Genomic DNA, 12,965 nt, shown 5'->3' with positions numbered 1-12,965 from the left:
GTCCCTCGACCCGGAGGAGATCGCGAACCTCACCGCCTTCCTCGCCTCGGGCCACGCCAGCAGCATTACCGGGAAGGAACATGTGATTGATGGGGAACAGTGCCGACGGTCTAAGGTAGGATGCCGCAAGATATCCGAATGCAGGTTTCGGGCTTCGAGGGGCTTACTGAGGGTCAGAAAATGGCCGGACTGGCAGAGGACGGGCAGGCCTGCCCTCGGACAGGCAAAGCTGGACCTTTAAAGGACGATCTCAACGCACGAACGCTACAAGGTGGCATACCCCATCGTTGCCGATCAGTCCGCTTTACAGCGAAGATTTTCTTGCCGCGACTGCGAGCCCGACCATGCCGCAGCGGTCCAGATAATCAGGGCCAGCGCGCTGAATGCCGCGCCGAGCGCCGAGACGCCCGCCCAGCCCGAATGGGCAAAGGCGGTCGTCGCTCCAATGGCGCCGATCGCGCTGCCAAGCGAGTAGAACGCCATGTAGCCGCCGACCAGACGACTGCGCGCTTGGGGGTGGCGCTCGAAAATGATGCTTTGATTGGTCACGTGCACCGCCTGCACCGCCAGATCGAGCAGCACGACACCGATCAGCAGCGCGGGCAAAGACACCGGCAGAAGCGCGATCAGCCCCCAAGAGGCGAGCAAAAGCACAAGCGATATGCCGGTTGTCCAAGCGCCGAACCCGCGATCGGCAAACCTGCCCGCAGAGCCTGCAGCAATCGCTCCGGCCATGCCGACGAGACCGAACAGCCCAATCTGGCTATGCGAGTAATGGAAAGGCGCGGCGCTCAACGGCAGGACCAGCGCGGTCCAAAAGGTGCTGAAGGCCGCAAAAATCAGCAAGGCAAGGATGCCGCGCAACCGCAGAATCCGGTCGTGCAGGAAGAGGATCGGGATAGAGCGCAAGGTCGCAAGATAGCCCTCGGCGCTGTCGGGTGCCGCCTGCCGGGGCAGAACCCGCAGCAAGAGGCCGACCATTGCCAGCGTGAGGGCGGCCGAGGTCAGATAGACCGACCTCCAGCCCCCGAGATCGGCGAGGATTCCGGCCGCGAAGCGGGCGCCGAGGATGCCGATCACGACCCCGCTCGTGACCATGCCAACCGTCTTGCCGCGCTGCGCGGGGGTGGCCAGCGTCGCTGCATAGGACACCAGCACCTGAACACTCACCGCCAGCACGCCCATTGTCGCCATGCTGGCAAAGAGGATCGCCTCGGTCCTCGCCGTGGCAACCGCCAGCAGCGCCAACGCCGATAGCAGGCCCTGCGCGAGGATCAGGCGGCGGCGGTCGACCAGATCGCCAAGCGGCACGAGGAAGATCAGCCCCAGCCCATATCCGACCTGCGTCAGCATGACGATCAGGCCAATAGAGGCGGGCCGCAGCCCGAAATCCTGCGCCATGGAGTCCAGCAGGGGCTGCGCGAAATAGATGTTCGCCACGCTCAGCCCCGCCGCAAGGGCGAAAACCAGTGTCGTTGTTCTCGACAGGCCCGCCCCCGCTTCGGTCATCGATCTGCGCTTTGTCTGGTCCGACATGGTATTCTCTTTCCGAAATCGAAGCTGGTTTCATAATGAGACCACTTGCGGCGATGCGAATCTAGTTCTATTTTAGAACCAGTTTTGACGCGAAAAGAGGACATGCCATGGTCAAGCGGATCAGGTTCGAGACGGCGGATTGTCCGGTCGCGCGGGCGCTTGATGTCATTGGCGACTGGTGGTCATTGCTGATCATTCGCGATGCCTTCGACGGCGTGCGCCGGTTCAGCGAATTTCAAACCGGTCTCAGCATCGCCAAAGGGATGTTGGCGACGCGCCTGCGCGACCTGACCGAGCGCGGTATTCTGGAAACCGCCCCGGCCTCGGATGGCAGCGCCTATAAGGAATATGTCCTGACCCCCAAGGGGCGCGGTCTCTTTCTGGTTATCGTCGCGCTGCGCCAATGGGGCGAAGGCCATCTCTACCCCGAGGGCGAGCCGCATTCCGCGCTGATTGATCGCGAAACCGCCCTCCCTGTCGCCGGGCTTGAGCTTCGCGCCCAAGACGGTCGCCCCTTGGAGTGGGCCGATACCGAGCTGCGCAAGACCGACGGCAAGTGAGGCGCAATCGGTTGGGAAGCTGCACGCGAGCGCCTGGCAGAGATATCTGGAGCTGACTGCAACGCGTTGCGCATAGCGACCCCGCATGAAGTTGAACAAGGGGAGTGGTGCTGCGCGGAGAGCTTTTCTGCAGAAGCCTTCTGTAGCTCGGAGATCGGGGGGCCGATCTGCTGGGATGAAGGCATTTCGGCCCAGATCGGCCGAGGCTTCGTCCGGGGTGATTGGATACTGGAACTGGCCCGAACCTGTCCGCGCCACGGGGATTGGCTCGAGCCTCTGTGGCAGCGATAGGACCGTTTCGAGCATCATGATGTTGCACTTCGGCTGGCAGAGCAGTCATCATATCAGGCGCAAGCAGGGTGTTCTCTGGCCGATTTGACCAATATCCGGCGGTGGCATCATCTTCGACGTTAAAAGGTTGAGAGGTCGTGGGGTTCATGATCAGTCCTCTGTCCGACGCATCGCGACGCGGAAGAAATCACCGCTTTGGGGGCAGGGCTGGGTAGCAAGCCTTGGTGGCGCTATCGCCTGCCCGTTCTGGCGTAAGATTGCCGCGTATGTGCCCGCGTGCACCCCCCGGGCCACTGGCACTGGTCCGCCGCGGCGCGCGCGCTCTTCGTGCCTTGGCCTAAGATCAGATCATAGCGTCACGGCCATTGGCGCTATCCGCGCAGGGCGAAGATGAAGCGAGCCGCGGGGGCGCGAGCCACGGCAAATGACTGGCCGCTGGATTGTGGTGCTTTTTGCCGATGAACGCTCATATCGTTGCTCGCGGCACAAGATTGCGTGCAATATCAAGAAAGGCGCGCAATTGCTTGCTATGATTACTGCGGCGCCACGCCAGTGCGGTTTCGGATTTGAACATCGGGTGAATGATTGGCCGCACCTCGACGCTGCGACCGATGAAGCCAATGAGGCTTTCGGGGTAGATGGTAATCCCCAGGCCCGCCGCGACAAGGCCAATCAGCGCTAAAGTGTTGGATGCCTCGAGGACGACATCAAGCTCAATTCCCTCTTCAATGAACAGGTTGGCCAGACGCCAGCGGTACTCTCCCCATTCCTTCATGTCGCCCAAGATCATGGGCAGGTCAGAAAGATCGGCCAGGCGTGATGATCGATTTGCGCAGCAGCGCGTGGTTGCGTGGGGTTACCACGTACAGGCGCTCTTCTGTCAGCGTCATCGTCTGAAAGTCGGGGTGAACGAAGGGGCCGATCAGATAGCCTGCGTCGATCTCGTCATTGGCGAGCGCAAGTTTTTGTCCCTGCGTGCGGATATAGCTCAGGGACACTTGGATATGAGGGTGCGAGCGACGAAACCGGGCCATGGCCGAGGGCATCAATTCCGTTGCAGCAAAGGCCATATAGGCAAGCCGCAGATGACCGGTCTTGCCCTCGGCGATGCGCCGGGCCGCATCAATCGTCTCGCGGTAGCGCGAGATCAGAAGGCTATTATCCGTATAGAAAGAACGTCCCGCCTGGGTCAGGGCGACCTCGCGGGTGGTGCGCTCGAACAGACGAAAGCCCAGGTTTTGCTCCAGTTTCTGGATGCGGCGCGTAAGAGCGGATTGATCAAGATTCAGTCGCTCCGCGGCGCGGCGGAAGTTCAATTCCTCGGCAACGATCAGAAAGGATCTGATCAGGTCAAGGCCCTCGGCGTCGAGCATAGGCGGGAACTTTCTGGATGCGATTGCGGTCGGTATCGTTGATGCATTTTTTGCAATAATAATTGCTCACATACCAATTCCGTCGCGTCAATCATGACCTGATTATGACGGCAAGCGGGTGAGATCCCGCCGATGCTTCATATCAAGGAGAAGAAGATGAGCGACGTTGACGCCAAGGAACTCGACCGGCTTTTGCAGCAGGCTTTTGACACGGCAAGCAAACTTTATCAGGATCGCGGCTTTCAGCGCCGTGTCGGTTTCGGCAAGCGTCCGGCGCTGGTCAGTGTCGATCTGGCAAATGCCTGGACCCGTCCCGGCAATCCCTTCACCTGCGATCAGGAGAAGATGGATAATGAAATCATTCCCGGCATGCAGAAGCTTTTGAAGGCGTTCCGCGCGCAGAACCTGCCGGTGATCCATGTCACCACCGCCTATGAGATCACCGATCGCAATGCGCCTTTCACAGATATGGGGCTTTGGCACGACAAGATCCCGGTCGATGTCGTCGATCTGGCGAAACCCGAGCTTTGGGCCATCGACAGCCGCATCGCACCGGTGCCGGGTGAATATACGCTGCTGAAGAAACGCGCCTCGTCCTTCCACGGCACTGAACTTGCGGGCATTCTGCGGGCGAATGGCGTCGATACGATCCTTGTGACCGGCGTTACCGCCTGCGCCTGTGTGCGTCAGACGATCTGCGATGGCATCGCCGACGGCTTCCGCACCATCGCGGTCAAGGAAGCGATCGGAGATCGCGTGCCGGGGGCGGTTGCCTGGAACCTTTTCGATATCGACGCGAAATTCGGCGACGTCCACACCGTCGATGAATGCGTCGCCTATATCGATGGCCTCGCCCAGACCGCCGTCGCCGCAGAGTGAGCGCCCACCTCGCGTCCAGCCTTGGGCGCGAGGATCACTGATCCGGGGCAGAATGCCCGGCCATGCGCCCGGTTCGGAAACGTCGCGCCCTTCGGCGTGCCCAAGTGCCGGTGAATGAAGGAGGAGGAATATGGCCAGAATTGGCGTCGATGTGGGGGGCACGAATACGGATCTCGTGCTGGAATGCTCGAAGGGTGTCTTTTATCACAAAGTCCCAACGACCTTGAAAAATCAATCGATTGGCGTGGTCGACGGGGTGCGCGGGATCTGCGAACGGGCAGGGATCGAGGCCGCAGAGGTCGAGTTGATCGTCCATGGCACGACCACGGCAACGAATATCACGATCGAGCATAACGGCAGCGAATGCGGGATGCTGACCACCGAGGGGTTCCGCGACATCCTGCATATCGGTCGTCACAAACGCCCCTATAATTTCTCGCTGCATTTTGACGTGCCGTGGCAAAGCCAGCCCCTGGTCAAGCGTCGGAACCGGATTTCGATCCCTGAACGCATTCTTCCGCCTGCGGGTCTGATCGAGACCCCGCTGGATGAAGACGCGGTGCGTCGTGCCTGCACGCTTTTCCGGAAGCGCGGGATCAATTCGATCGTCATCGGCTTCATGTTCAGCTTCCTCAACGATGCCCATGAGCAGCGCGCCAAGGAGATCGTCCTAGAGGAAATGCCCGAAGCCTACGTCACCATCTCTAGCGAACTGGCGAATGTGATGCGCGAATACGAGCGCTTCTCGACGGCGGCCATGAATTGCTATGTCGGCCCCAAGACGGCCTATTATCTGCGCGATCTTGATGCGAAACTGCGCGAGGCGGGCGTTACCTCGAAACTGCGGATCATGCAGTCAAATGGTGGGGTTTCGACGGTCGATGCCTGTGCGCGCCGTCCCGTCCGCATTCTGATGTCGGGGCCTGCGGGGGGCGTGATTGGTGGCGCCTCTGAGGGGGATATGGCCGGCGTCCCGAACATCATCACTGTCGATATTGGCGGCACGTCTGCCGACATCTCGACCATTCCCGGTGGCGCGGTCAAGATCATGAACCCGCGCGATACCTATGTCTCCGGGCATCCAGTTTTGACGCCGATGATTGATTTGGTGACGATTGGCGCGGGTGGAGGATCTGTCGCGTTTATCGATGAGGCGGGCGCATTCAACGTCGGGCCGCGCTCTGCCGGGTCCGAGCCGGGGCCTGCGTGTTACGGACGTGGCGGGGTCGAGCCAACCGTCACCGATGCGCAGATCGTGCTGGGCCGTCTTGACCCGGATATGGCGCTTGGCGGCGATCTTGGTCTTGATGCGCAGCTTGCAAGAGAGGCCGTCGAAGAAAAGATCGCAAAGCCCTTGGGCATGTCGGTCAAAGACGCGGCTCTTGGGATTATTCGGATCATCAACAACAATATGGCGCTGGCAATCCGATCTAACTCCGTCGCGCGCGGATTGGACCCGCGCGAATTCTCGATCATGCCTTTTGGCGGGGCAGGCCCGCTGCATGGAGTCGCTTTGGCCGAGGCGGTATCTGCCCGTGACGTGATCGTTCCCGTCGCGCCCGGTATCACAGCGGCGGTCGGTTTGCTGAAGACCGACTTGCAATACGAACACACAAAGGCGGGTTTGGTTGAGCTAAACAAGGCGACGGACCAAGAGATCGAGCGTATCAACACCGTTGTCACCACGCTTCGCACGCGGGTGCAGGCCGAACTTGACGCCGACGATATTCCCCGTGCTGACCAGCAGCTGATGGTCATCGCCGAATGTCGCTATCAGGGGCAGGGGTTCGAGCTGCGGGCCGACATGCCAGAGGGCAAGGTAACGCAGGACAACAAGCGCCAGATCACCGATAGCTTCCATGAGGCCCATAAGCGCGACTACGGCTATGCCTATCCCGAGGCCGAGGTCGAGCTGATCACCGTGCGGGTCATTGGATCGGCCTCGGTCCGTCGGATCGAGATCCCGAAGATCGCCCAGGCGGACGGCACCAGCATCGATCGCGCACTGATGTTTGTGCGTCCGACGACTTTCGACGACGGCCAGACGCTGGAAACGCCGCGCTATGACCGCACCAAGCTTTTCGCAGGCGACAAGGTGCCCGGCCCGGCGATCCTGATCCAGCACAATTCGACCACCTTGGTTCCGCCCGGCTACGTCGCCGAGACGCTGGACTATGGCAACACCCGCATCCGCACTTTGGGAGCATGACATGAACGACATGAGCAAAATCACCGAAGTCGATCCAATCACCTTGCAAGTGATCCGTGGTGCCTTTGAAACCATCGCCGAGGAAATGGGCCATGTTCTTTATAGAATGTCCTTTTCCTCGATTATCCGCGAAAGTCAGGATCTTGGTGCGGGTCTTTTTGACATAAACTTCAATACGCTATGCGAATCTGAATCGACGCCGATGCATATCGGTTCTATCCCTGCCTATCTGCGCGGGATTGCCGAAACGCTCGAGGATGGCGAGTGGTACGAGGGCGATGTGGTCGTCCACAACCACCCCTATTATGGCTCTTCGCACACGCCGGATCTTGCGATCGTGGTTCCGATTTTTCTGCACAACCGCCTGATTGGATTTGCCGGAAATACCGCGCATCACGTCGATATCGGTGCGGCGACGCCGGGTCTGATTATCGATGTTCCCGATGTCTATGCCGAGGGGATGTTGTTTGCTGGCACGAAGCTTTACCGCAAGGGCGAGCCGAACAATGCCATGTGGAACTATATTCGCCGTAATTCGCGGGCGGCGGGTCAGCTGGTCATGGATATCGAGGCGCAGGTCGCCTCGGCCCGGCTTGGCGCCAAGCGCTTCGTCGAACTGATCGAGAAATACGGCGAGAATGTGGTCTTCTCCGCCGCCAATCAGCTAATGGATTATGCTGAACGACTGACCCGAAATCGGATCTCGGAGATCCCCGATGGCGATTACAGCGCCGAGGGTTGGCTTGATGATGATGGTCGCAACCGCGACAAGCGGCTGAAGGTCATGGTCACTTTGCGCGTGCGGGGCGACGAGGTCGAGGTCGATCTGACCGGCTCGGCCGATCAGACCCCGACGGCCTATAACGTTCCCTTCGAGGGCTCGACCAAGGTTGCTGCCTTCGCGGCGTTCCGCAAATTGCTGCTGGATTCCGCGACCTCAGACATGCGCGCGCCCTCAAATGAAGGCTCATTTCGGCCGATCAAAGTGACGGCACCGCTGGGGTCGATCTTCAACCCGCGTGCGCCTGCCTCGGCCGAGGCGCGTTTCACGCAATGCAATCGCATGATTGACCTGATTATCCGGGCGCTGGCCCCGCCGCAAACCGCATCAAGGGGGTCAATATTGCGCGCCGATAAGGGGTCAGTTTTGCGTGCCGATTGACACTCTTGGGCAGCGCAGGATCTGATCGACGAGCTTTTGCTCGGTGCCGAACCGATTTACGTGGCCATACATGATTGGTGCAGTCTGAGCGAAGCATCGGCCAGATTGGAGATGACCTTTCCCGAGATTATTGAAAGCATTCGCTCTGGCCGGTTGGCGCGGGTGGGCAAATATGTGCAGCGCTCGGGCTTTGCTTCCGTTTTGGTGAATCTCGGGCATGTCGGGCAGGAAGGTGAGGCGATTTCTTTGGATGCCTTTGCCTATTCGCAAGGGTTGCGGCCGAGCGAGTTCCTGACCTTTGTTCGCCGGAATGGCCTTTCCTGCCGGCAGGTGCGCGGGCTGCGAGGCGGAGCGCAGGTGCGGATGAGCGCCGCCGACCGCGCGGCATTCCATGATCAGTTTATCAGTTTTCGCACTCTGGGCGTTACAGCGCGTCTGGCGTGGAGCGAGCTTCAAGCGCGGCTGGATGCCAGCGGGATATGCCCGACAGGCGGCAGCGCGAGGATCTACTCCCGCGCCGACGTCGCCCATCTGCCCACCTAAATCAAGCGACCCGCGCAAATTTCTCTCGACGCCTTTGCGCACGCTATTGCTTCCGTTTGCGCATGCTTCCCCTTTTTTTGGCAGCATCTCCTTACCCACGCGTCAGCATCGGCTTTCCAGCGACATAGGTCTGGGCCACGGCGCGGTCGTCTCCCATGATTTGCAGCACGAAAAGCTCTTCGGCGAGGGTCTCGGCGCGCTCCATGCGCAGTGCCATGGCGGGGGTCGCTCGGGCGTCGAGGATCACGAAATCGGCGTCGGTGCCGGGATCAAGCGTGCCGATGCGGTTTTCGAGGCCGAGCGCCAAGGCGTTGCCGCGCGTGGCCCAATGGAAAGCGGCGAAGGGGTGAAGTTTCTGGCCGCGCAACTGCAAGATCTTGTAGCCCTCATTCAGGGTTTGCAGCATCGAATAGCTGGTGCCGCCGCCGATATCGGTGGCGATGCCGCTGACGACGCCAGCGTCACGCAAACCCTCGGCGTCAAAGAGGCCCGAGCCCAGAAAGAGGTTCGAGGTCGGGCAGAACACCGCGCGGCTGCCGGTCTCGGCCATGCGGGCTATCTCGCGCGGCTCAAGATGGATCGAATGGCCGAGAAGCGTCTTGGGGCTGAGCAGGCCATAGGTTTCATAGATATCGAGGTAGTCGCGCGCCTGCGGGTAGAGCTCGAGCGTATAGGCGATTTCCGCTTTGTTTTCCGACAGATGCGTCTGGATATGGCAATCCGGGAACTCTCGCGCCAAAGCGCCCGCCGCTTCGAGCTGGCCCGGGGTCGAAGTGATCGCGAAGCGTGGAGAGATCGCGTAAAGCTGGCGACCGCGCCCATGCCAGTCGCGGATGAGCGCGAGGCTGTCGTCATAGCTTGTCTGCGGCGTGTCGAGCACGCCCGCGGGCGCATTGCGGTCCATCATCACCTTGCCCGCGATCATCGCCATATTGCGAGCTTCGGCGGCGGTGAAGAGGGCGGTCGCACTGGCTTTATGGCTTGAGCAGAAAGCGACCGCCGAAGTCGTGCCATGGGAAAGCAGCAGGTCGAGGAACTTGCCCGCCATCCGCGTCGCGTGCCGGGGATCGGCGAAACGGGTCTCTTCGGGGAAAGTATAGATGTTGAGCCAATCCAACAGCTGGGCGCCCCAGCTTGCGATCACCTGCACTTGCGGAAAATGCAGATGGGTGTCGATGAAGCCTGGCAGGATCAGATGCGGACGGTGATCGGTTTCGGGCAGAGCCGCATCGGCAAGATCTTCATAGCCGCCGATCGCAAGGATCTTGCCGTTTTCGACCACGATCGCGCCATCTTCGATGTAGCGATAGGCATGTTCGGTGGTTGCCGGATCCGCGTGAAAGCTGAGAGTCCGGCCTCGGATGAGATGTTTCATGGGTATTTTTCTGATGAAGAAACCGGGGAGGTGAGCCTTGTGATCAGCTCGGCGGCGGTCAGCGCGGCGATGATTTCGGGGCGCTTGTCATGGCAAGCCCCTGCGCCGATCGGGCAGGTGAGGCGGCTTGGGTCGACGCCTTGGCTGCGGGCGAAGCGCTGGAATTGGGCGCGTTTGGTGGCTGAGCCGATCATGCCGATATAGGGGGCATCCTGGCGTTTGAGGGCCTCGGCGGCGAGCAGGAAATCGAGGGCGTGGTCATGGGTCAGGATGAGATAAGAGCTTCCCTGGGGGGCGTCGCGCAAATCTGCTTCGGGCAGCACGCTGAGGCGGGTCGGCAGGTCCGAGGCCTGAGCGAGTTCTTCGATGCGTTGATCGATCAAAAGCGGCGCGATTGGCAGAAGCTTGAGCGCGCGTCCGAGTGCGCGGCCAACATGGCCTGCCCCGAAGATGAAGACACGCGGCTTTTCGGGCTCGGCCGGAAGCTCTGCGATTTCGTCGAGGCTGAGGGCAACGCGACCACCGCAGCATTGGCCGATTTCGGGGCCGAGGGGGATGTTCATCTCGCTGTGGTGCTCGCCCCGCGCCAGCATGGCGCGCGCGCGGTCAATCGCCATATATTCGAGCTGACCGCCGCCGATCGTGCCGCGCGTGGCATGGGCGAGCACGAACATTTCCGCGCCCGCCTCGCGCGGGGTCGAGCCTTTGGCCGAGGTGACCCGGACGCGGATCATCGCCGCAACCGCTCGATCGCCATGAGCACGCGCTCGGGCGTTGCGGGCGCGTCGAGCCTTGCGCATTCGCGGTAATCGGCAACCGAGGCGACGGCATGGCCAAGCGCCTCGAAGACCGAGATCCCGAGCATGAAGGGCGGCTCGCCCACGGCTTTCGAGCGTTTGATCGTCTTTTCGCGGTTCACCGACCAATCGGCGAGGCTGACGTTGAAGATCTTGGGCCGGTCTGAGGCCAGCGGGATCTTGTAGGTCGAGGGTGCATGGGTGCGCAGCCGCCCCTTGTCGTCCCACCAGAGCTCTTCGGTCGTGAGCCAGCCCATGCCCTGAATGAAGGCGCCTTCGACCTGGCCCTTGTCGAGGATCGGGTTCAGGCTGCGGCCGACATCATGGATCGCATCGACGCGCTCGACGACATATTCGCCGGTCAACGTATCGACAGAAACCTCGGCGCAGGCCGCGCCATAGGCATAGTAATAGAAGGGGCGGCCCTGTCCGGTCTTGCGGTTCCAATGGATTTTCGGGGTTTTGTAAAAGCCCGCCGCGGAGAGCTGGATCCGCGCCATATAGGCCTCGCGGATGAATTCGGCGAAGGACATTTGCGCGTCGCCGATATAGCAGATCTCGCCGATCGAGACGGTTTCACGCGCCACGCCCCATTTTTCAGCGGCAAAGGCGGTCAGGCGGTCGAGAAGCTGGGTGCAGGCATCCAGCGCGGCCATGCCATTGAGATCCGAGCCCGAAGAGGCCGCCGTCGCCGAGGTATTCGGCACTTTCTCGGTCGTGGTCTTGGTGATGCGAATGCGCTCGATATTGACGCCCATCGCCTCGGCCACGACCTGCGCCACCTTGGTGTTCAGACCCTGACCCATCTCGGTGCCGCCGTGGTTGAGATGGAGCGAGCCGTCATTATAGATATGGATGAGCGCGCCCGCCTGGTTGAACCAGGTTGCCGTAAAGCTGATCCCGAATTTCACCGGGGTGATCGCGATCCCCTTGCGGATCACGCCGCCCTTGGCGTTCCAGTCGAGCACCGCCTGACGGCGCGCGTGATAATCGCTCGCGGCCTCCAGCTCGTCAAAGATGCGCGGCAGGATCTGATCCTCGACCGCCTGATGATAGGGGGTAAGCTGGCCGTTCTGATAGAGATTGGCCTTGCGGATCTCGAGCGGATCGCGGCCAAGCGCATAGCCGATTTCCTCGACCAGCCGCTCGGCGAGGATGACGCCCTGCGGGCCGCCAAAGCCGCGGAAGGCAGTGTTCGAGACGGTATTCGTCTTCATCGGATGCGAGCGCAATTCGACATCGGGATAGTAATAGGCATTGTCGGCGTGAAAGAGCGCACGGTCCGTGACCGGCCCCGAAAGATCCGCCGAAAAGCCGCAGCGCGCATAGAAGTCGCCCTCGACCGCATGGATCTTGCCGTTGTCATCAAAGCCGACCTCGTAATCGATCACGAAATCATGGCGCTTGCCGGTGGCCTCCATATCATCGTCGCGGTCGGGACGGATCTTCACCGCGCGGCCCAGCTTTTTCGCGGCAATCGCGGCAACGCAGGCGAAAAGGTTCATCTGGGTCTCTTTGCCGCCAAAGCCGCCACCCATCCGGCGCACGTTCACCACCACCGCGCTTGAGGGCACATTGAGCACATGGGCGACCATATGCTGGACCTCGGACGGGTGCTGGGTCGAGACATGGATCGTGACCTCGTCATCCTCGCCCGGGATCGCCATGGCGATCTGGCCCTCGAGATAGAAGTGATCCTGACCGCCGACCGTAAAACGCCCCGTGATCTTGCGCGGTGCCTGATCCAACCCCTCGCGCGCCTCGCCGCGTTTCAGCGTCAGCGGCTCGCAGACATAACCCATGCCCGCATCGCGTGCCGCAATCGGATCGAGCGCGTGGGGCAGGGTCTCGTAGTCGATCCGCGCCAAGGCGGCCGCACGGCGGGCCTGATCGCGGGTCTCGGCCACGACGGCAAAGACCGGCTGGCCCCAGAACTGCACCAGCCCCGGCGCAAAGATCGGATCGTCATGCAGCCCGTTCGGGCTCACATCGTTTTCGCCGGGAATATCCTCGGGCGTCATCACCATCCGCACGCCGGGTGCGGCGCGCACCGCCGACAGATCCATCGACAGGATCTTGCCATGCGCGATCTTCGAGAGCCCCAAAGCGGCGTGAAGCGTGCCAGTTGGCTCGAGCAGATCGTCGGTATATTCGGCCCGGCCCGTGACATGTTTCTCGGCCGAGTCGTGCTGGATCGACTGATGCGCGGCACCGTTGACCTGAACATCCTGTTTCATCTC

The 12,965-nt window shown here is 61.2% G+C and carries 12 protein-coding genes; 6 read left to right on the top strand and 6 right to left on the bottom strand.

Going from position 1 to position 12,965, the window contains the following annotated elements:
• The first annotated feature begins 19 nt into the window (after positions 1 to 19).
• Entirely contained in the window at positions 20 to 241 is a 222-nt protein-coding gene (locus tag JCM7686_RS24925) for a hypothetical protein (protein ID WP_236635893.1), read from the top strand.
• Between the two features lie 53 nt (positions 242 to 294).
• Here the strand turns inward: JCM7686_RS24925 and JCM7686_RS08270 are convergent, their stop codons facing one another.
• The gene (locus JCM7686_RS08270; protein ID WP_020950404.1) at positions 295 to 1,536 is read right to left on the bottom strand and encodes an MFS transporter; all 1,242 of its coding nucleotides are present in this window, start codon (positions 1,534 to 1,536) and stop codon (positions 295 to 297) included.
• 107 nt (positions 1,537 to 1,643) lie between these two features.
• Between JCM7686_RS08270 and JCM7686_RS08265 the strand changes: the two genes are divergently transcribed.
• The gene (locus JCM7686_RS08265; protein ID WP_020950403.1) at positions 1,644 to 2,096 is read left to right on the top strand and encodes a winged helix-turn-helix transcriptional regulator; all 453 of its coding nucleotides are present in this window, start codon (positions 1,644 to 1,646) and stop codon (positions 2,094 to 2,096) included.
• Positions 2,097 to 2,853: 757 nt separating this feature from the next.
• On the opposite strand, the gene JCM7686_RS25020 is transcribed toward JCM7686_RS08265, so the two are convergent.
• Positions 2,854 to 3,177 (bottom strand): LysR substrate-binding domain-containing protein, encoded by a 324-nt coding sequence (locus tag JCM7686_RS25020; RefSeq protein ID WP_020950402.1) that lies wholly within the window; start codon positions 3,175 to 3,177, stop codon positions 2,854 to 2,856.
• A 7-nt stretch (positions 3,178 to 3,184) separates the two neighbouring features.
• Positions 3,185 to 3,760 (bottom strand): LysR family transcriptional regulator, encoded by a 576-nt coding sequence (locus JCM7686_RS25015; RefSeq protein WP_020950401.1) that lies wholly within the window; start codon positions 3,758 to 3,760, stop codon positions 3,185 to 3,187.
• A 156-nt stretch (positions 3,761 to 3,916) separates the two neighbouring features.
• On the opposite strand from JCM7686_RS25015, the gene JCM7686_RS08255 reads away from it, so the two are divergent.
• The 4 genes from JCM7686_RS08255 to JCM7686_RS08240 all read left to right on the top strand — a co-directional run bounded on the left by JCM7686_RS08255 (position 3,917) and on the right by JCM7686_RS08240 (position 8,553).
• Positions 3,917 to 4,639 (top strand): isochorismatase family protein, encoded by a 723-nt coding sequence (locus JCM7686_RS08255; RefSeq protein WP_041527736.1) that lies wholly within the window; start codon positions 3,917 to 3,919, stop codon positions 4,637 to 4,639.
• 130 nt (positions 4,640 to 4,769) lie between these two features.
• Positions 4,770 to 6,848, top strand: a complete 2,079-nt coding sequence (locus tag JCM7686_RS08250) for a hydantoinase/oxoprolinase family protein (RefSeq protein WP_020950399.1) — start codon at positions 4,770 to 4,772, stop codon at positions 6,846 to 6,848.
• 1 nt (position 6,849) lies between these two features.
• A complete protein-coding gene (locus JCM7686_RS08245) occupies positions 6,850 to 8,010 on the top strand; it encodes a hydantoinase B/oxoprolinase family protein (protein ID WP_236635879.1) in 1,161 nt (386 codons plus the stop codon).
• A gap of 111 nt (positions 8,011 to 8,121) precedes the next feature.
• Positions 8,122 to 8,553, top strand: coding sequence for a hypothetical protein (locus JCM7686_RS08240; RefSeq protein WP_041527221.1), 432 nt, complete (start codon positions 8,122 to 8,124; stop codon positions 8,551 to 8,553).
• Between the two features lie 91 nt (positions 8,554 to 8,644).
• On the opposite strand, the gene guaD is transcribed toward JCM7686_RS08240, so the two are convergent.
• The 3 genes from guaD to xdhB are packed head-to-tail and all read right to left on the bottom strand — an operon-like array spanning position 8,645 to position 12,962.
• The gene (gene guaD / locus JCM7686_RS08235) at positions 8,645 to 9,928 is read right to left on the bottom strand and encodes a guanine deaminase (protein WP_020950397.1); all 1,284 of its coding nucleotides are present in this window, start codon (positions 9,926 to 9,928) and stop codon (positions 8,645 to 8,647) included.
• Positions 9,925 to 10,662, bottom strand: coding sequence for a xanthine dehydrogenase accessory protein XdhC (gene xdhC / locus JCM7686_RS08230; RefSeq protein WP_020950396.1), 738 nt, complete (start codon positions 10,660 to 10,662; stop codon positions 9,925 to 9,927). Before xdhC ends, guaD begins: the two co-directional genes overlap by 4 nt.
• Positions 10,659 to 12,962: a xanthine dehydrogenase molybdopterin binding subunit gene (xdhB, locus tag JCM7686_RS08225; RefSeq protein WP_041527220.1), complete on the bottom strand. Its 2,304-nt coding sequence runs from the start codon at positions 12,960 to 12,962 to the stop codon at positions 10,659 to 10,661. Before xdhB ends, xdhC begins: the two co-directional genes overlap by 4 nt.
• Between the last annotated feature and the right edge of the window lie 3 nt (positions 12,963 to 12,965).

The sequence above is a fragment of the Paracoccus aminophilus JCM 7686 genome, assembly GCF_000444995.1.
In the GTDB taxonomy this organism is placed as follows: domain Bacteria; phylum Pseudomonadota; class Alphaproteobacteria; order Rhodobacterales; family Rhodobacteraceae; genus Paracoccus; species Paracoccus aminophilus.
The sequence above is the reverse complement of the archived record's forward strand: the minus strand, read 5'-3'. Positions and strand labels throughout refer to the sequence as shown.